Genomic DNA, 17676 nt, shown 5'->3' on the forward strand with positions numbered 1-17676 from the left:
CTCAGGCGCGCTCGTAGGCGCCGGCCAGGTAGGCGGCCTTGGCCTTGGAGCGGCTGAGCTTGCCCGACGAGGTCTGGGGCAGGGCGTGGGCGCCGACCAGCTTGACTTGGGTCTCGACCCCGTGGCGGGCGCGCAACACGCCGGCCACGCTCTCGACCAGGGCCGCGCGGCTGTCGGCGTCGCCGCCGCGGGCCTGGACCAGGATGGTGACGATCTCTTCCTCCTCGGCGTCGCCGGGGACGGAGAAGGCGGCCACGTCGCCGCTGCGCAGGCCGGGGATCTCGCGCTCGGCGGTCCACTCCAGGTCCTGCGGCCAGATGTTGCGGCCGTTGAGGATGATCAGGTCCTTGGCGCGGCCGGTGATGACGATCTCGCCCTCGACCAGGAAGCCGATGTCGCCGGTGTCGAGCCAGCCGTCGTGCGCCAGCACGCGGGCGGTCTCTTCCGGCTGTTCGAAATAGCCGCCCATCAGGCTGGGGCCGCGCGCGAAGATGCGGCCCACCTGGCGCTCGGCCAGCACCGCGCCGTCGGCGTCGCGCACTTCCAGTTCGTGGTCGGGCAGGGCGGGACCGCAGCGGGCGAAGGCGCGAGCGCGCGGGGCGTCGCTTCCGACCGTGACGGCCAGGTCGTCGCGCTCCAGGCGCTCAATGTCGAGGATCTCGAGCTTCAGGCCCTGGCCCAGCGGGGCCATCGAAAGCGCCAGGGTGGCTTCCGCCATGCCGTAGCTGGCGACATAGGCCTTTTCCGAGAAGCCGACGGCGGCGAAGCGCTCGGCGAAGGCCTCGACCGGGGCGGTGCGGATCATGTCGCCGCCCAGGCCGGCGCTGCGCCAGCGCGACAGGTCCAGGTGGTCGATCGAGGCGGCCTCGGCGCGGCGGGCGCACAGCTCGTAGCCGAAGGTCGGGCTGTAGGCGATGGTGCCGCCGTTGCGGCTGATCAGGTCGAGCCACAGCAGGGGGCGGCGCACGAAGGCGCCGGTGGGCAGGAGGTCGACGCTCATCTGGCTGGTCAGGGGGCTGAGCAGGAAGCCGATCAGGCCCATGTCGTGATAGAGCGGCAGCCACGAGACGGCGCGGTCGTGCGGTTTCACCTGGAGGCCGTCGCGGGTGATGGCCACGGCGTTGGCCATCAGGGCCTTGTGGGTCACCAGCACGCCGGTCGGGAAGCGGGTGCTGCCCGACGAGAACTGCAGGTAGCAGGGATGCTCGGGCGTGATCTGCGGCAAGGCCGCGCCGGCGTCTTCCGGCAGCTGCGCCAGCGAACCGGAAAAGGCCAGATCGCCGGCCGCGCCGATGTCCTTCAGCCACTCGGCCATGCCGGCCGGGCCGATAAGGATCTTCGCGTGAGCCGAGGCGCACATGCGGGCGATCTGCTCGATATAGGCCTCGCGGCCGCCCAGCGGCGCGGGCAGGGGCAGGGGCGCGGGCACGAGGCCGGCGTACTGGCAGGCGAAGAAGGCGCGCACGAAGTCGCCGTCGGTCTCGGCGATCAGGGCGACGCTGTCACCGACCTTGGCCCCCAGCGCCAGCAGGCGTCTGGCGAGCACGAGGGACACCTCGCGCAGCCGGGCGTAGGACAGGGCCTCGACCAGTTCGCCGCGCAGCGAATGCAGGTTGATCCCGGTCTCGCCGGTCGCGGCGAAATCCAGGGCGGCGGTCAGGGTCGGAAAGTCGGCGAACCGAACGGTCCGGCCGGAAGCGGTGGGCGTAGTCATTGCGGATCGCCTTTGCGCTCGTTCCGGGGGTCCACGCAAGCCTGTTCGCGCGCGGGGGCGCTCGCGGCGAGGATTTCGGCCTCGCGCTCGGCGGCGGCTTCCTGTCGGAGCTTCGATCTGAGGGTGATGAACATGCCCAGCGCCATGCCGGCCATGGCCAGGACCAGGGCCGCGCCGGCCCCCGTCAGGCCGAAGGTCTTCAGCAGCGGGGCGAGCGCCAGGAGGTAGGCGACGCTGACGACGATCCGCACGCGCAGGGCCGCGCCGGCCGCGCGCATCGACACCAGCATGGGTTCGATCGGCAGGGCCATGACGCCGATGGCGGCGGCGGCCACCTGCCAGGTCATGATGCCGGCGGCGGGGGCGAACTCGGCGCCCATGACGATGGTCAGCAGCCATTGGCCGGCGACCAGGCAGACCAGCAGCAGCAGTCCCGCGACCCCGCCGCCGATCAGGCCGATCTGGCGGGCCAGGCGCAGCATGGCGGCGTCGTTCTTTTGCGCGCGCAGCTTGGCGAACTCGGGATGCAGGGCCGGCAGCATCAGGCGGGCGGGCTTGGCCATGCCGTCGGCCACCTGCCGTCCCACGCGCCACAGCGCCGCCGGACCGGGTCCGACCAGGGCGCCGACCGCCAGGGTCAGGACGTGGGTGAAGCCGACGTCGATGGTGCTGCTGAAATTGGTCGCCCAGGCGAAGCGCCAGACGCCCGGCAGGCCTTGGCCCAGCGGTCCCCGGAGCGAAAAGCCTTGCAGCAGGCCGCGCCCGTGCAGGCTCCAGACCGCGACGGCGGCGACGTAGGTGAACGAGGCGAGCGTGCCCGCCGCCCAGGCCAGCAGGAAACCCTCGACGGGCGCATGCAGGGCGGCGGCGATCGCGCAGCCGATCAGCCGCACGGTCGAGGAGATCGCCTGCTCGCCCGCCAGCACCTTGAAGCGGTCGAACAGGCGCAGCAGGCCCACCGCCGTCGCCGAGGTCATGGCGGCGATCGACAGGCAGTAGAGCGCCGCCGCCGGAGCCAGGGTCTCCGACCAGCCCAGCCAGCGGCTGAACAGCAGGGCGCCGCCGACTCCCAGGGTCACGCCGACGAGCGCGCCGACAAGGTCGAGCACCAGGGCGAAACGCAGCACCTGCTGGAAGGTGGTCCTGTCGCCGTCGAGCAGAGGTTTCGCGCCATACTGCACGACGGTCTGCCAGGACTGGAACTTGGCCATGTCGCCCAGGGTCTGGGCGAAGGCGTTGATCAGGGTCAGGGCGCCGAACAGGGCCAGGCCCAGGCTGCGTCCGGCCAGCGCCATGTAGGCCAGGCCGACCACGGCGTTGACGCCACGGCCGCCCAGCAGGGCGCCGGCGTTGGCCAGCACGCGGGCCAGGGGATTGGCCTTGGACGCGCTCATCGGTCGAGAGCGGCCAGGCGGTCGACGATGGCGCGGGCGGCGCGCAGCGACGAGGCCTCGTCGGTCAGGTCGAAGGTTTCGGCCACGCCCGTCGTCTGGGCGTCCAGATAGTCGCCATGGCCGGCGAAGGCGGCGGCTGTCGCGTCGCAGATGTTGTCGGCGGTCTCAAGGACGGGGCCGTAGCGCCAGTGGTGGAAGCTCTCGTCGCCCTTCCAGTCGGCATGGGCGGGGTTGAGGAACAGGCACGGCTTGGGCGTGCGCAGGAACTCGTAGACCTGGCTGGACGCGTCGCCGAGATAGAGGTCGGCGCTGCGCGTATAGGTCATGTCGAAGGCCGCCGGGCCGCCGAGATCGATGTGAATGCGCGGATGGCCCGCAAAGCGCGCGACGGCGCGGTGGTTGGCCTCCGAGGCGGTCTCGAACAGGCGGACGTGGGGGGCGAAGACCAGGTTGAAGCGCTCGTCGGCGGCGAACTGCTCCAGGATCGACAGGCCGAAGGCCGGCCACGAGCCCAGGGTCTCATGGAAGTGCGGGTTGTAGACCACGGTCGGCAGCGGCTTTTCGAAGGCCGGGACGGCGCTGGGCGGCAGGGCGTCCACCAGGTCGAACTTCGGATAGCCGACCATGGCGCAGGCTTCGGGCTTCACCCAGCCCTCGTCGACCATCCGGTCGCGCTGCTTGGGGCCGGCGGCCATGACCAGGTCGAAGGCCCGCAGGCGCGGCTCGAACGGCCCGCCGCGATCGCCGGCGCCGTGCTGGGTGTAGACCAGCGCCGTGCGGCGAACGCCCAGCTTGCGCAGCAGGGCCGTGGTGCGCTCGGGCGTGACCACGGCGTCGTAGGTGGACAGGCGCGCGGCGTTCAGCGCCAGCATCAGGGCCTTGGGCGGGGGCGCGTTCTTGGACAGCTTTCGCAGCCAGGCCGGCGGCAGCAGGCGCAGGGTGACCGGCGCGCCGCCCAGGCCGTCGAGCATGCCCTGGATGTAGTCGAGGTGCCCGGCCGAGGTGGCGGCGATCTCGACCTGGATCCCCGGCCAGCCGCGCGCCAGGGCCACGGCGGTCGACAGGCTGTGCCAGACCTGGTGCGGCTGGGCGATGTAGAGGAAGCAGATGCGGGTCGCGCGGGCGCGGTCCAGGAGTCCGAGGCCGGTCATGACGTGCGGGGCCTACTGGGTCTGGACGCGGGTGCGGACGCGGCCCTTGAAGACCACGCGATCACCCTTGTCGCTGACGCTGTAGCTGTCGGCGCGGACATTGCCCTGCGGACCCTGGCCGGCGATTTGGGCGCCGCCGACGGCTTCGCCGGTCTTGGTGTCGATGCGGGCCTCCTGCGAGGCGAACTGGTAGCCCTGGCCGTTGTCGATCTTCACGTCCTTGGTCAGCACCAGCAGGTTCTGGGCTTCCTGGTAGACGCCGTCCTTCGAGGTCACCCGGGTGGCGTCGGGCTGGCCGTAGCCACGCACCAGGGTCGGATCGACCAGCTTGACCTTGTTGGGATCGACCGCGTCGCGCTCGGCGCGGCGGGCGGTGATCAGGAAGGCGCGGCCGTCGCGCATGGCGCCGGTGAAGCGCGGATTGTCCATGGCCAGCGGCGCGGCGGTCGCGGCCTTGGTGGCGTTGCGGGCGTCGATCATCCGATACGCCGTCTGGCCGACCACGGCGGCGCTGACCCCGACGGCGAACACCAGCAGGCCCGCCCGCGTCCAGCGCGCGGAAGGCCGACGCCGGTTGCGGCGGGGCTTCTTGGCGGCGGTCGAGAGGGCGGCGGTGGTCATGCGGCGGACGATCCAGAACGGACGCCATGGATAGTCTTCAACGCGCCGCAGGCCAAAGCGGTTTTTCTGGACCAAGGTTCGCGTCGAAGGTTCACTTCAGGCGGAAGACGGTCACCTCGTCCTGCCGCATCGACGCCAGGGTCTCGTTCAAGGGCGCGCCCGCCGGCGCCTCGCGGCGCAGGGCGTCGAAGGTTTCGGCTTCGATCGCGCCCGAATAGAGCCTGACCACCAGCCCGGCATGGGGCAGCTTCAGTTCCTCGCCCAGGTCGCGCAGCACGGCCGCCCACAGGTCGATGCTGTCGGGGGCGCGATCGTCCGGCCGGGCTTCGGCCTTGCGTCGGCCCTCCATGGCCCGCGCGATCTTCGCGGCCGACCAGCCCTTGCGCTTCAGGCGCCCGGCTTCCTTGGCGAAGCCTTCTTCGGCGGCGTCGGGGTCGTCGGGACCGGAGGCCAGGACCGTTCCGCAATCACAATGGTCGCGCGTGGTCAGGAACTGGCGGTCGGCGTCGCCCAGCACCTTGCGGATCGACGCATTGTCGACCGGCGAGGCCCCGCGGCCATGCCGTTTCATGACCGCGCTCAAGGCGGCGACGTCGTCGGTGGGTGCGACCAGGGTGATGAAGTGGCACATGCACGCCTGCCTACACCGACCCTGCAAACTCCACCATGGATCGATCGCGGCTTTCGCCTGTGGTCGGGGCTAGCGCCGGGAGAGATGACGCTTGGCCGCCCAGACGATCGCCGCCGACGACAGCAGCATGCCGGTCAGCAGCGCGCCTACAGCCAGGATGCCCGCCGGGGTGACGCGCACCTCGGCTCGATAGCGCAGCGGGCCGGCCTCGAACTCGGCGACGGCGGTCTGCTCTTGGCGATCGAGGATCGGGGCGTCGTACATGGGGCTCAACCTCCGGCGTCGGCGGAGCTTAGCCTCGCTCGCGGGTCAGCGCGAGCGGCCGCGCGCCGTCACCGGCCAGATCGCCACCAGGGTCCCGCCCTCGACCACGTGATAGGCGTCGTAGAGGTTCACGGTCGGGTCGCAGTGCGGCACGGCCAGGGTGACGCGCGCGCCCAGCGGCGGGGGCGAGCCCGACATCGGCACGAGGGCCCCGTGCTCGTCGCCCATGAAGAAGTAGCGCGAGCCTTCCGGCGCGCCGGCCACCACCTGGGGCGGATCGGCGTCGGTGGACATCGACTTGAAGCCCGCATCGACGGTGACCATGCCCGGGCTGTTGGCGCTGACCACCCGGGCGTCGATGACCAGCGAGCGCTGGTAGGGGCTGGCCTGAGCGCCTTCGCCCGCCAGGTCGCAGGCCAGGTACTGGTCGTCCATGAAGACGTAGGAGCCGACCTGCAGCTCGGTGAAGATCGAAAGTTCGGCGTCGATGCGGTGCGAGCCGGTGCCCGAGCCGGAAACGATCGGCGGCGCGCCGCCGGCGGCGGTCAGGGCGGCGATCACTTCGCGGATATAGGCCCCGCGATCCTCCAGCGCGGCCTTGCGCAGGTCGAAGGCCTCGATGTGCTGTTGCACGCCGCAATAGCATTGCAGGCCGGCATAGGTGAGAGCGGGTTGCGCCGTGATGGCCTCGAACAGGGCGACGGCGGCTTCGGCAGAGGCCACGCCCGTGCGGTGGATGCCGGGGTCGAGGTCGATGACCACCTCCAGCGGCTTGCCGGCCGCGGCGGCGGCCGCGCCCAGGGCGGCGACGTTGTCGGGATGGTCGGCGACGACCTTGAGGCCGGTGGTCGCAAGATTGAGGGCCGCCAGGCGGGCGATGGCTGGGGCTGAGACCACGGGCGAGGTGATCAGCAGGCCCTCGGTCACGCCCTGGGCCGCCAGGGCCTCGGCCTCGCCGATCTTAGCGCAGCACAGGCCCACGGCGCCGGCGTCGATTTGAAGCCGGGCGATGTCGGCGCTCTTGTGGGTCTTGGCGTGCGGGCGAAGCTTCAGGCCCTTGCTCGCGGCGAAGGCGGCCATGGTCGCGATGTTGGCCGAAAGGGCTGCGCGGTCGAGCACCAGGACGGGCGTGTTCAGCTGCTCGCGCGAGCCTTGTTGGCCGACCAGATCGGCGTGCAGGGCGATATCCGTCATCGGTGGTCCCTTAAATACCGAACAGCTGGGTCATGTGGGCGTTGGCGAACTTGGCGGTCGGGTCCCAGGCCTGGCGCACGCGCAGGAAGTCGGCCGCGCGGGGATAGAGCCGGTGGACGTCGGCGGGGGTCAAGCTGTGGCGCTTGGCCCAGTGCGGCCGGCCGCCGCCGCTGGCCAGCACCGGCTCGACCTCGGCGAAGGCCGGCTTCCAGTCCATCTTCGCGTACTGGTGGAACGAGATCGAGGCGCCGGGGCCGATGTTGAAGGGGCTCAGCCAGATGTCGTCGCCGGCCACCAGGCGGAACTCGAACGGGAAGGTGATCGGCAGCCGCCGCTTGCGGATGTGGGCGATGGCCGCCTTCAGGGTCGGCAGGCCGGTCTCGCGCGGCATCTCGTATTCCATCTCCTCGAAGCGGACGTTCCGCTCGGAGGGGAAGATCTCGTAGGCCGGGGCCGCGCGGCGGCTGGGCGCGCCGGCCAGCTTCATCAGCAGGCGCTGCATCGGTCCGGTCAGGACGGGCGCGGAGGCGCAGAGGTCGCAGACGGCCTTGAAGATCGCCTCGTCGCCTTCGCCGCCCTTGCCGGGCTTTTCGTCGGCGGCCTCGGCCGGGACCGGGTGCAGGGTCTTGAAGATCACCTGGTCGCTGTAGGGAAAGACCCAGAACTCCATGTGCCGGGTGGCGGCGGCCAGCTCGTCGAAGCGCTCGATCACCTCGGCCAGGGGCAGGCGGCTGATCCGCTCCTCCAGATGATAGGCCGGGACGACGTTGATGCGGATGGCGACGGCGACGCCCAGCAGGCCGAGCGACAGGCGCTGGGCCTGGTAGAGCTCGGGCTCGAGATCGGGGCCGCATTCCATGAGACGGCCGTCGGCGGTCAGCAGGCGAAAGCCGCAGGCCTGGGTGGCCAGGCTGCCCAGTTCCGCCCCCGTGCCGTGGGTGCCGGTCGAGACGGCGCCGGCCAGGGACTGCGGATTGATGTCGCCCTGATTGATCAGCGACAGGCCCTCGGCCCACAGGGCGGCGGTCAGGCGCTTGAGGCTCCAGCCGGCCGGGGCCCAGACGGTCTTGCGGTCGGGCGCGATCTCGACCGCGCCTTCCAGGTCGGAGAGGTTCAGCAGCAGGTCGTCGGTCTGGCACAACGGCATGAACGAGTGGCCGGCCCCGGTGACGCGGACCTTGCCGGCCTGGATCACCAGGGTGGAAAGCTCCTCGATCGTCCTTGGTCGGGCGATCCTGCTGGGCGTCGCCGTGACGCTGCCCGACCAGTTCTTCCAGCCCTCCATCGGCGCTCCCCCGCTGCGATGGACTGACGATAGTAAAAACTATCGTTATTGCAAGTCGGTGTTATGCGTCGTGGAAGGCCCCCTCCGGCCCTCCGGGCCACCTCCCCCAGGGGGGGAGGATCTATCGCTGCAGATGCTCCCCCTCTGGGGGAGCTGTCGCGGAGCGACTGAGGGGGAGCGCCGCAGGCGCTTAAAGCGCCAAATCGAACGTCTCGAAATACCGGTCGAACAGCCGGCCGATCTCCTGCGACAGCGCGCCGGCGTCCTGCTCGGGCTCCTCGACGGCCATCTCGGTGGCGGCGTAGGTCAGCTCGACCATCATTCGGGTGGCCACGCCGATGCGGGCGGCCGGCACGGTGGGGAAGCGGGCGGCCAGGACCTCGGCGAACTGGCCGGCGACCATGTCGCGAGAGGCGAAACGGAGTTGCTGCAGCATCGGCACCGCGCGCAGGGCCCGGCCGATGGCCGCGCCGCCGGGGAAGGCGCGGGTCATGTCGATGACGCCGGTCAGCAGGTCGGCCACTTTCCCCACGCGCTCAGCCGGAGTGTCGCCCTCCAGGCCGCCGGCGGCCATCCACTCGAACACGGCCTCGTCCTGCAGGCGCATCAGCCGGTCGCCCAGCTCCTTGAGGATCGCGTACTTGTTGGGGAAGTAGCGATAGAGCGCCGGCGGGGTCAGGCCCGCGCGCTTGCAGATGGCGTTGGTGGTCAGCTGCTCGAAGCCGGACTCGACCAGCAGTTCGCCGGCCGTGGCCAGGACGACCTCGTAGGTGTCCTGCGCGCGGGCCTGGGTCGGCCGCAGCTTGGCGTCGAGGGGGATGTCGGCGGCGGCCGTCTCGGCCGTCGGCTTGGGCATCGAGGTCTCCTGAAGTCCCGACCAGACCTAGAGCGCTTCTCGTCGAATGCCAATGTTCGCTCATTGCCAAAGCTTAACGGGACTTCGCCCGCGCCGTGCGCCAGAGTCGCGCCATCGCTGGGGGCGGCGATTTCGTGGGGTTAGTTGCATGATCGATCGTCGCGGTCTGTTCGCCGCCGCCGGGGCGCTGTGCGCCGCTCCCGGCTTTTCCCTTGCGTCGCCGGCTCAGCTCGGGCCGGCCAACCCGATCGTCGACGCCTTCGTCGCCGAGCAGAAGTTCCAGGGCGTGGTGATGATCGGCCGGCGGGGCAAGCCGTCCTACGTTCGCGCCTTCGGCTCGGCCGACATCGAGGCGAACAAGCCGGCCACGCGCGACACCGTCTATTGCATCGCCTCGATCTCGAAGTGGCTGACCACCATCGCCGTGCTGCGGCTGGTCGAGCAGGGCAAGCTCAGCCTGGATGCTCCGATCGCGACCTGGCTGCCCGACCAGCGGCCCGACACCGGCAAGACGGTGACCCTGGCCCACCTGCTGTCCAACACCAGCGGCATTCCCAACACCTTCATGACCATGCTGAAGGCCGATCCCGAGATCCTCAAGCGCGAGGTGACCCCCGCCGAGGCCGTGAAGCTGTTCGGCCAGGGCGATCCGCTGTTCCCGCCGGGGACGAAGTTCGACTACCACCCGGTCAACTGGTTCATCGTCACGGCCATCGTCGAGGCTGTGACCGGCAAGCCGTTCCAGGCGGTGGTGCGGGAACTGACGACCGACCCGCTGAAGATGCGCCACACCCAGGCGGCCATGATCGACGAGGATCCCGGCGTGGCGCGGTCCTACTACGCCGGCCCGCCGCTGGCGCCCCGGACCAATCCGCGGCTGTCGGTGATGGCGGCCAGCGGCGGCTATTTCAGCACGGTCGACGACCTGCTGGTGGCCGCCCACGTGGTCTTCGACACGCCATTTCTCAGTGAAGTGTCGCGCAAGGCCCTGACCACGATCCGCGTGCCCGAGCAGGACTACACCCTGGGCGGCCGGACGCGGACCCTGACCATCGACGGCCAGGTGAAGCTGGCGGCCTGGGAGACCGGACGCACGGCCGGCTTCCGCTCGGTGCTGGGCCACCGGCTCGACACCGGCGACACGGTGGTGATCCTCAACAACACCGACCTGTCGCAGAAGGCGCTGGACCTCTTCGCCGACAAGTTGTTCGGAGCCGCGCCTCGGCCTGGGTAGGACGATTTTCGCGCCTCCTGCACGCTGCTGACAAAAGTGGGCGCGGGGCGGGGTTCTCGGGTCGAAGAGCAGTGCTATGAAAAGCCCGCCTTAGGGGAGAATCCTGCTCATGTTCCGCAGCCTGCTGACCGCCGTCGCCGCTTCCGCCCTGCTGGCGGGCGCCGCTCACGCTCAAGACGTCAAGACCGCCGAGGCGCTGCGCGACAAGGCCCTGGCGGACCACCTGGCCTGGGACATCACCGAGGACCTGACCACCACCATCGGCCCGCGCCTCGTCGGCTCGCCGGGCATGGAGCGCGCCAAGGACTGGAGCGTCGCCAAGTTCAAGGCGCTCGGCTTCACCAACATCAAGGTCGATGCGTTCGCCAAGCCGTCCTGGACCCGCGGCGAGGAGAGCGCCGAGCTGGTCGCGCCCTATCCGCTGAAGCTGTCGATCGTGGGCCTTGGCCGCACCATCCCGACGCCCGCCGAGGGAATCGAGGCCGAGGTGGCGCTGTTTTCCACCTATGCCGAGATGATCACCGCGCCGGAAAGCGCCATCAAGGGCAAGATCGTCGTCATCACCCAGCCGATGGTCCGCGCCCAGGACGGCGCCGGCTACGGGATCGCCGGCATCTCGCGCCGCTCGGGTCCGGTCGAGGCCGCCAAGCGCGGCGCGGTCGCCCTGCTGATCCGCTCGATCTCGACCTCCAGCTCGACCGTGCCGCACACCGGCGTGACGACCAACGGCCCCGACGTGATCACCATCCCGGCCGCCGCCCTGGGCGTGCCCGAGGCCGAGCAGCTGGAGCGCCTGGCCAAGAAGGGTCCGCTGCGCATCAAGCTGAAGCTGGCCTCCAGCCTCGACGCCGGCGACGTGGCCTGGAACATTTCGGCCGACATCAAGGGCTCGGAAAAGCCCGACGAGGTGATCGTCATCGGCGGCCACCTGGACAGCTGGGACGTCGGCACCGGCGCCTTCGACGACGCGGCGGGCATCGCCATCACCACGGCCGCCGCCAAGCTGATCGGCGACCTGCCCAAGCATCCCAAGCGCACCATCCGCGTGGTGATGTGGGGCTCGGAGGAGAGCGGCGGCTCGTCGGAGGCCTTCCTGGCGGCCAACAAGGCCAATCTCGAGAAGCTGGTCCTGGCCGGCGAGAGCGACACCGGCGCCGACCGCATCTACAGCCTGCAGCTGCCCAAGGGCGCCGAGGGCCATCCGGCCATGAAGGCGGCCTTCCAGGTGCTGAGCCCGCTGAAGGTCTATTTCGACAAGGCCCCGGCCGCCCACGGTGGCGCCGACATCAGCGGCATCGAGGGCGCCGGCGTGCCGGTGATCGCCCTGAACCAGGACGCCAGCCGCTACTTCGACTACCACCACACCGCCGACGACACCCTGGACAAGGTGGACCCGATCCAGCTGGCCCAGAACGTCGCCGCCTGGACGAGCTTCGTCTACCTGGTGGCCGACAGCGACATCGACTTCCGCGCGCTCAGCGCGGCTGCGCCGGCGACGGCGGGGCACTGATCCCTCCCGCTTCCCCCTCCATCGTCATCCTGGATAGCCGCTGCGCGGCTTCCGGGATGACGACCGGGGAGGGGGCGGAAACTAAACACTCCCCGCGCGTGCGGCGCGTCGCCGCGACCGACGGGTGAGTCAAAAGGTCGCGAAGCGCGCGGCCGTTCATACTTTATGTGCTCATCCACAGATTTGCGGCGCCGCGGCATAGCTTGCGCCAGGCCTTGCCCGCGCAGGGAAAACCGCCGCAAACCCTGGCGCCGCAAGGGCGCGGCAGGGTTAACGACCGTGCCGAAATGGCGCACGTCTTGGTTGCCGGACCGTAATACGGCGGCCCCTTCGTTATGACGACATTAACGACCTTCGGGCCTTTCTACGCCTCCATAGGCGCTTCGTCCGAACCTGCCCCCGTCGTCGAACGACGGTCGGGTCCGGCGCGGCGCCGAAGGGTTCCTTTTCTCTAGTGTCTGATGGTGGAGGACGCTTATGCCCGCGGCAGTGCGGGGGGGACCGCGCAAGCCAGCGCGCCCCCGGGCCGAAGCGCCCGCAAGTCCGAACAAGGCTCGCCCGGCTCAGCAACAGCAGCCGGCGGGGAAGCTGCACGCCGCGCGCGGCGGGGTGGGCGTCTCGCCGAGCCTGGCCCTGAGCGTCGCTGGCGGCGCGCTCGCGCTCGCCCTGGTTGTCACCCTGGCCACCGGCCACCGCGCCCAGCGCCTGGGCGAGGCGATGGTCGGCGGCGTCGACAGCGAGTTCGCCAACCTCGGCTTCAAGCTGAAGGCCGTCCACGTCACCGGCGCCTCGGCCACCGCCCAGGCCGACATTCTCAAGGCCACGGGCCTTTACCAGGACCAGCCGACGCTGGGCATGGACCTCGTCGACCTCAAGGCCCGCGTCGAGGGCGTGGGCTGGGTGAAGTCGGCCAAGGTGGTCCGCCTGCTGCCCGACACCGTGATGATCGCCGTCGAGGAGCGCCCGGCCCTGGCCGTGTGGCAGCACTCCGGCCGCCTGAAGGTGATCGACGCCGAGGGCCGCATCATCCGCGAGGCCGACGCCGCGCGCTTCCCGCACCTGCCGCTGGTGGTGGGGCAGGGCGCCGACCAGGCCGCGGGAAACATCCTGCCGGCGGTCAACGCCCGGCCGCGCCTGCGCGATCGTCTGGAAGCGCTGGTGCGCGTCGACGACCGCCGCTGGGACCTGCGGCTGAAAGATGGATCCCTGATCCAGTTGCCGGCCATTGACGAAGAATCCGCGTTGATTCAATTGGATCAACTGGACCAGCGGCAACGCATCCTCGATCTCGGCTTCGCGCGCATCGACCTGCGCGATCCCGAGATGGTGGCGATCCGGCCCCGTGACTCCGTGCTGCCCGGGCAGCCGGTGGCCAACGGGGCTTAAGAACAAAAGTGATGGACTGAGGTGACCCTGACCATGTCGCGACTTGAGGACCGGAGACAGGCCCGTGACGGCCTGAAGGCGACGCTCGTGCGTCAGCCCGCGGTCGCGGCCGTGGACCTGGGCGCGTCGAAGGTCACGTGCTTCATCATGAAGGGCGACGGCATTCATCGCGACAACCGCACCCTGACGACCGCCGGGGTCGGCTATGTGCAGTCGCGCGGCGTGCGCGGCGGGGCGATCGTCAATCTGGACGAAGCCGCTCAAGCGATCGCGCAAGCCGTGGAGCGCGCCGAGACCGTGGCCGGCGTCAACGTCCAGGGCGTCAGCGTCTGCACCGCCGGCGGCCAGCTGGCCAGCCATCGCGTCCACACCCAGGTTTCGCTGGGCGCTCGTCCGATCGCGGACGGAGACCTGTCGCGCGCCATTTCCTCGGCCCTGGCCCAGGTTCGCCTGCCGGGCCGCAAGCCCGTGCACCTGCTGCCGATCGCCTGGTCGGTGGACGGCCAGAAGGGCATCCGTGACCCGCGCGCCATGTTCGGTCGCGCGCTGGGGCTGGAACTGCTGGTCGTCTCGGTCAACGAGAACATCTTCCACACCCTGGCCCACTGCGTCGAACGCGCCCACCTGTCGTTCGAGGGCGTGGTCGCCGCGCCCTTCGCCTCGGCCCTGGCGGCCCTGGAAGAGGACGAGATGGACCTGGGCGCCGTCTGCATCGACATGGGCGGCGGCTCGACCTCGGTGGCGGTGTTCAACAACGGCGCCCTGTGCCACGTCGACAGCCTGGCCGTCGGCGGCGGGCACGTCACGCAGGACATCGCCCGCGGCCTGCAGACCTCGGTCGCCGGCGCCGAGCGCATCAAGACCCTGCACGGCAGCGCCATCGCCTCGGCCAACGAGGACCGCGAGATGATCGAGGCCCCGCCGCGGGGCGACGATCCGGGCGCAGGTCCTGTCATCGCGCCTCGTTCCCTGCTGAAGGGCATCATCCAGCCGCGCGTCGAAGAGACCCTGGAACTGCTGCGCGAGCGCCTGAAGGCTTCGGGCGCGCCCGTGGAGCCGGGGGCGGGCATCGTCCTGACCGGCGGCGCCAGCCAACTGGCCGGCGTTCGCGAAGTCGCCGTGCGGGTGTTCGACCGTCCGGTCCGCCTGGGCCGTCCGCGCCGGGTGCCGCATCTGGCCGACGCCGCTTCGGGTCCGGCCTTCTGCGCCGCCGCCGGCGTGCTGCACCGCGCCGCCTTCGGGCCGCGCGAGGTGGTCTCGCCCAAGGCCCTGACCGGCGGCCAGGTGCGCAAGCGCCCGATGGATCCCAACGCCTCGCCGGTGGCCAAGGCCGCCGCCTGGCTGCGCGACAACCTCTAGGCTTTTCTTCCCGATCCGGGATTTCGAAGCGCCTCGCCCGAAAGGGCGGGGCGTTTTCGCGCGTGCTATCGGCTCGCGCGAACAAATCACCCGACGGGTGAATTAACCCTGTCGCTTAACTTTCTAAGTGCCTGAAAGGCCGAACAGTGTAGTTTCGCGCCCCCGAATCCAACGGGTTTGGCCGGAAAAAACGGCTAGCGGCGTTCCGTCGCACAGGGGTTTCGGCCCAGCTTGGAAACCAAGGAGTTCCAAGCAATTCCTTTGGATAACTCGCTTTTTTCCCTGTAAGCGGGATCGACCTGCAGCCGACTCAGATTATGGCTTTAACCGCCAGTTAACGATGGTGGTTGTTCTGTTAACCCGATCGTCGAGGCGTTACCGACTTGCGGTCGGTTCATTTGACGAATTCGGCGTAAGGACGCGAGGGTCCCCATGGCTATTTCACTTTCGGCGCCGCGCACCACTGAGCTGAAGCCGCGCATCGTGGTCTTCGGCGTCGGCGGCGCGGGCGGCAACGCCGTAAACAACATGATCGAGGCGGGCCTCGAGGGTGTTGAGTTCGTCGTCGCCAACACGGACGCTCAGCAGCTCCAGTTCGCCAAGACCGACCGTCGCATCCAGCTCGGCGTGCAGGTCACGCAGGGCCTGGGCGCCGGCGCTCACCCCGAAGTGGGCATGAGCGCCGCCGAGGAAAGCTTCCCCGAGATCGGCGAGCACCTGGAAGGCGCTCACATGGTGTTCATCACCGCCGGCATGGGCGGCGGCACCGGCACCGGCGCTGCCCCGATCATCGCCAAGTGCGCCCGCGAACGCGGCATCCTGACCGTCGGCGTGGTGACCAAGCCCTTCCACTTCGAAGGCCGCCACCGGATGCGCCTGGCCGACGCCGGCATCCAGGAGCTGCAACGCTACGTCGACACCCTGATCGTCATTCCGAACCAGAACCTGTTCCGCGTCGCCAACGAACGCACGACCTTCGCCGAAGCCTTCGGCATGGCCGACCAGGTGCTGCACTCGGGCGTCCGCTCGATCACCGACCTGATGGTCCTGCCGGGCCTGATCAACCTCGACTTCGCCGACGTCCGCACGGTCATGACCGAGATGGGCAAGGCGATGATGGGCACCGGCGAGGGCACCGGCGAAGACCGCGCCCTGATGGCCGCCCAGAACGCCATCGCCAACCCGCTGCTCGACGAAGTCTCGCTGAAGGGCGCCAAGGCCGTGCTGGTCAACGTGACCGGCGGCATGGACATGACCCTGCTCGAAGTGGACGAGGCCGCCAACGCGATCTCCGACCAGGTCGACGCGGAAGCCAACATCATCTTCGGTGCGGCCTTCGATCCGTCGCTGGACGGCGTGATCCGCGTGTCGGTGGTCGCCACCGGCATGGACGGCGCTTCGATCCAGCAGATCGAACCCAAGCCCGTCGCCCGCAACGTCCAGGCCCCGCCGCTGCTGGCCGAGACCTCGCGTCCCGCGCCGCAACCGGCTCCGCAACCCGCCCCGCAGCCGGTCGCCCAGGCTCCGGCCCAGCCGGAAATCCGCCCGGGTTCGCGCTACGAGGCTCGTCCGATCGAGCGCCCGACCTCGGCCTATCCGGAGCCCGCCTACGAGCCGGCCCCGCAACCGGTCCAGGCCCAGGCCGACCTCTACGCCCAGCCGGAAGCCGCCTATGAGCCGGAACCGGTCTATGAGCCGGCCCCCGCGCCGCGCGTCACCCGCATCGTCGACCCGATGGTCGCCGAGGCCGATGACGAGCCGCTGTACAGCGATCACTACGAGGATCGCCGTCAGCAGAAGAGCGGCGGCTGGATGAGCCTGTTCGGCGGCGGTCGCCAGCAACGCTACGAGCCGGCCCCGCAGCCCCAGGCGCGCCAGACCAGCTCGGTTCGCCCGCAACTGCAGCCGATCGAGCCCCAGGCCGACGACGGCGAGGATCTGGAGATCCCGTCGTTCCTGCGCCGCCTGGCCAACTGAACTCCGAGTTAGTACCAGTAAGCGTAACAGTAAGCGTACCGCGTAAGTCGAAGCGCCCGGGTCCTCTGGCCCGGGCGTTTTGCTTTGCGTCGCGGGGCTCAGGCGGCGGGGCGTATCTGGATGCCGATGATCACCGGCCAGCCCGAACAGCCATCGATGACCAGCTTCACGTCGTCGCCGCGGGAATAGGCGGTCAGCAGCATCGAGCTGAAGAGCTGATGCGAGGCCGCGTCCGGCGGCACGACATAGAGCCCGGTATTGGGGCAGCTGTTGGGATTGCTGAAGGTCGCGGAGGTCTGGACGGCGAGCAGGGGAACGGTCCAGCCGCCGGTGAGCATGGTGACCTTGGCCCACGGCAGTTCGGTGGCGGCCGAGGCGGGGGTGGCGGCCAGGCCGCACAGGATGAGCGCCAGCGGGAAAAGGCGTCGCCAAAGGGTTTTCATTGTCTGCTCCATGTCCGGGGATCGCCGAAACGGCGTCTGCGAAGCTCTGCCATGGAGGGCGACCGCTTCGCACTCGCTTTTTGCGCGTATGCTGGCGGCGTGTCGGTTGTCGTCGCAGAGTGGCTGGCGCCTTATGCTGGATTTGGGCATGGATCGGTCACGATGAAGCTCACCCGCACCGACAAGAAGATCCTCGACGTCCTGCAACGCGACAGCGGGGTCACGAACGTGGAACTCGCCGAGCGCGTCGGCCTGTCGCCCAGCCCCTGCCTGCGGCGGGTCAAGCAGCTGGAAGCCGCCGGCCTGATCAGCGGCTATGTGGCGGTGCTGGATCGCCGCAAGGCCAGGCTCGCCCTGCTGGCCTATGTCGAGGTCGCGGTCGACCGCCACAACGAGACCGCCGCCGAGGCCTTCAAGGAAGCCATACTGCGCGAGCCGCTGGTGGTCGGCTGCCACGCCATGACCGGCAGTTACGACTACCTGCTGCGGGTAGTGGCCCCGAACCTCGACGCCTATGCCGAGTTCACCATGAAGCGCCTGCTGAAGATGCCGGCCGTGAAGGACATCCAGTCGAGCTTCGTCCTGGAGACGATCAAGGACTCCACGGCGTTGCCGCTGGATTATCTGGAATGAAAACACCTCTCCCATAGGGAGAGG

General features: G+C 69.8%; 16 protein-coding genes. 6 read left to right on the top strand and 10 right to left on the bottom strand.

Annotated features, from left to right (window positions below):
* Position 1 precedes the first annotated feature (1 nt).
* The 9 genes from DMC18_RS09385 to DMC18_RS09425 all read right to left on the bottom strand — a co-directional run bounded on the left by DMC18_RS09385 (position 2) and on the right by DMC18_RS09425 (position 9110).
* Positions 2–1714: a fatty acyl-AMP ligase gene (locus DMC18_RS09385; protein ID WP_110118118.1), complete on the bottom strand. Its 1713-nt coding sequence runs from the start codon at positions 1712–1714 to the stop codon at positions 2–4.
* Positions 1711–3108 (bottom strand): lipopolysaccharide biosynthesis protein, encoded by a 1398-nt coding sequence (locus DMC18_RS09390; protein WP_110118117.1) that lies wholly within the window; start codon positions 3106–3108, stop codon positions 1711–1713. Before DMC18_RS09390 ends, DMC18_RS09385 begins: the two co-directional genes overlap by 4 nt.
* Positions 3105–4259 (bottom strand): glycerophosphotransferase, encoded by a 1155-nt coding sequence (locus DMC18_RS09395; RefSeq protein ID WP_110118116.1) that lies wholly within the window; start codon positions 4257–4259, stop codon positions 3105–3107. Before DMC18_RS09395 ends, DMC18_RS09390 begins: the two co-directional genes overlap by 4 nt.
* Before the next feature lie 12 nt (positions 4260–4271).
* Positions 4272–4880: an LPS export ABC transporter periplasmic protein LptC gene (lptC, locus tag DMC18_RS09400; RefSeq protein WP_110118115.1), complete on the bottom strand. Its 609-nt coding sequence runs from the start codon at positions 4878–4880 to the stop codon at positions 4272–4274.
* A gap of 91 nt (positions 4881–4971) precedes the next feature.
* Complete coding sequence (locus DMC18_RS09405) at positions 4972–5511, bottom strand: hypothetical protein (protein ID WP_110118114.1); 540 nt, start codon at positions 5509–5511, stop codon at positions 4972–4974.
* Positions 5512–5580: 69 nt separating this feature from the next.
* Positions 5581–5775: a hypothetical protein gene (locus DMC18_RS09410; RefSeq protein WP_110118113.1), complete on the bottom strand. Its 195-nt coding sequence runs from the start codon at positions 5773–5775 to the stop codon at positions 5581–5583.
* Positions 5776–5820: 45 nt separating this feature from the next.
* Complete coding sequence (locus DMC18_RS09415; RefSeq protein WP_110118112.1) at positions 5821–6969, bottom strand: DSD1 family PLP-dependent enzyme; 1149 nt, start codon at positions 6967–6969, stop codon at positions 5821–5823.
* A gap of 10 nt (positions 6970–6979) precedes the next feature.
* Positions 6980–8254 carry a D-arabinono-1,4-lactone oxidase gene (locus DMC18_RS09420; RefSeq protein WP_110118111.1) on the bottom strand — a complete coding sequence of 425 codons (1275 nt, stop codon included), beginning with the start codon at positions 8252–8254 and terminating at the stop codon, positions 6980–6982.
* Positions 8255–8444: 190 nt separating this feature from the next.
* On the bottom strand, positions 8445–9110 hold the full coding sequence (locus DMC18_RS09425) for a TetR/AcrR family transcriptional regulator (protein WP_110118109.1): 666 nt from the start codon (positions 9108–9110) through the stop codon (positions 8445–8447).
* Between the two features lie 148 nt (positions 9111–9258).
* Here DMC18_RS09425 and DMC18_RS09430 point away from each other — a divergent pair, with 148 nt between their 5' ends.
* The 5 genes from DMC18_RS09430 to ftsZ all read left to right on the top strand — a co-directional run bounded on the left by DMC18_RS09430 (position 9259) and on the right by ftsZ (position 16576).
* Entirely contained in the window at positions 9259–10344 is a 1086-nt protein-coding gene (locus DMC18_RS09430) for a serine hydrolase (protein ID WP_110118108.1), read from the top strand.
* 103 nt (positions 10345–10447) lie between these two features.
* Positions 10448–11854, top strand: a complete 1407-nt coding sequence (locus DMC18_RS09435; RefSeq protein WP_110118107.1) for a M20/M25/M40 family metallo-hydrolase — start codon at positions 10448–10450, stop codon at positions 11852–11854.
* Between the two features lie 477 nt (positions 11855–12331).
* On the top strand, positions 12332–13240 hold the full coding sequence (gene ftsQ / locus DMC18_RS09440; RefSeq protein ID WP_110118106.1) for a cell division protein FtsQ: 909 nt from the start codon (positions 12332–12334) through the stop codon (positions 13238–13240).
* Between the two features lie 33 nt (positions 13241–13273).
* Positions 13274–14599 (top strand): cell division protein FtsA, encoded by a 1326-nt coding sequence (gene ftsA, locus DMC18_RS09445; RefSeq protein WP_110118110.1) that lies wholly within the window; start codon positions 13274–13276, stop codon positions 14597–14599.
* Between the two features lie 432 nt (positions 14600–15031).
* Entirely contained in the window at positions 15032–16576 is a 1545-nt protein-coding gene (gene ftsZ / locus DMC18_RS09450) for a cell division protein FtsZ (protein ID WP_110118105.1), read from the top strand.
* A gap of 98 nt (positions 16577–16674) precedes the next feature.
* On the opposite strand, the gene DMC18_RS09455 is transcribed toward ftsZ, so the two are convergent.
* Positions 16675–17019: a hypothetical protein gene (locus tag DMC18_RS09455; protein ID WP_110118104.1), complete on the bottom strand. Its 345-nt coding sequence runs from the start codon at positions 17017–17019 to the stop codon at positions 16675–16677.
* Between the two features lie 162 nt (positions 17020–17181).
* Here DMC18_RS09455 and DMC18_RS09460 point away from each other — a divergent pair, with 162 nt between their 5' ends.
* The gene (locus DMC18_RS09460; protein ID WP_110132885.1) at positions 17182–17652 is read left to right on the top strand and encodes an Lrp/AsnC family transcriptional regulator; all 471 of its coding nucleotides are present in this window, start codon (positions 17182–17184) and stop codon (positions 17650–17652) included.
* Positions 17653–17676 lie beyond the last annotated feature (24 nt).

Origin of the sequence: Caulobacter sp. D5 (assembly GCF_003185805.1) — a bacterium.
Classification (GTDB): Bacteria; Pseudomonadota; Alphaproteobacteria; order Caulobacterales; family Caulobacteraceae; genus Caulobacter.

Coding starts and splice junctions, on each gene's coding strand:
- DMC18_RS09460 (WP_110132885.1), top strand. CDS start 17,182: ATGAAGCTCACCCGCACCGACAAGAAGATCCTCGACGTCCTGCAACGC.
- DMC18_RS09425 (WP_110118109.1), bottom strand. CDS start 9,110: ATGCCCAAGCCGACGGCCGAGACGGCCGCCGCCGACATCCCCCTCGAC.
- DMC18_RS09390 (WP_110118117.1), bottom strand. CDS start 3,108: ATGAGCGCGTCCAAGGCCAATCCCCTGGCCCGCGTGCTGGCCAACGCC.
- DMC18_RS09415 (WP_110118112.1), bottom strand. CDS start 6,969: ATGACGGATATCGCCCTGCACGCCGATCTGGTCGGCCAACAAGGCTCG.
- DMC18_RS09420 (WP_110118111.1), bottom strand. CDS start 8,254: ATGGAGGGCTGGAAGAACTGGTCGGGCAGCGTCACGGCGACGCCCAGC.
- DMC18_RS09455 (WP_110118104.1), bottom strand. CDS start 17,019: ATGAAAACCCTTTGGCGACGCCTTTTCCCGCTGGCGCTCATCCTGTGC.
- DMC18_RS09395 (WP_110118116.1), bottom strand. CDS start 4,259: ATGACCGGCCTCGGACTCCTGGACCGCGCCCGCGCGACCCGCATCTGC.
- DMC18_RS09410 (WP_110118113.1), bottom strand. CDS start 5,775: ATGTACGACGCCCCGATCCTCGATCGCCAAGAGCAGACCGCCGTCGCC.
- DMC18_RS09430 (WP_110118108.1), top strand. CDS start 9,259: ATGATCGATCGTCGCGGTCTGTTCGCCGCCGCCGGGGCGCTGTGCGCC.
- ftsQ (WP_110118106.1), top strand. CDS start 12,332: ATGCCCGCGGCAGTGCGGGGGGGACCGCGCAAGCCAGCGCGCCCCCGG.
- lptC (WP_110118115.1), bottom strand. CDS start 4,880: ATGACCACCGCCGCCCTCTCGACCGCCGCCAAGAAGCCCCGCCGCAAC.
- ftsZ (WP_110118105.1), top strand. CDS start 15,032: ATGGCTATTTCACTTTCGGCGCCGCGCACCACTGAGCTGAAGCCGCGC.
- DMC18_RS09405 (WP_110118114.1), bottom strand. CDS start 5,511: ATGTGCCACTTCATCACCCTGGTCGCACCCACCGACGACGTCGCCGCC.
- ftsA (WP_110118110.1), top strand. CDS start 13,274: ATGTCGCGACTTGAGGACCGGAGACAGGCCCGTGACGGCCTGAAGGCG.
- DMC18_RS09385 (WP_110118118.1), bottom strand. CDS start 1,714: ATGACTACGCCCACCGCTTCCGGCCGGACCGTTCGGTTCGCCGACTTT.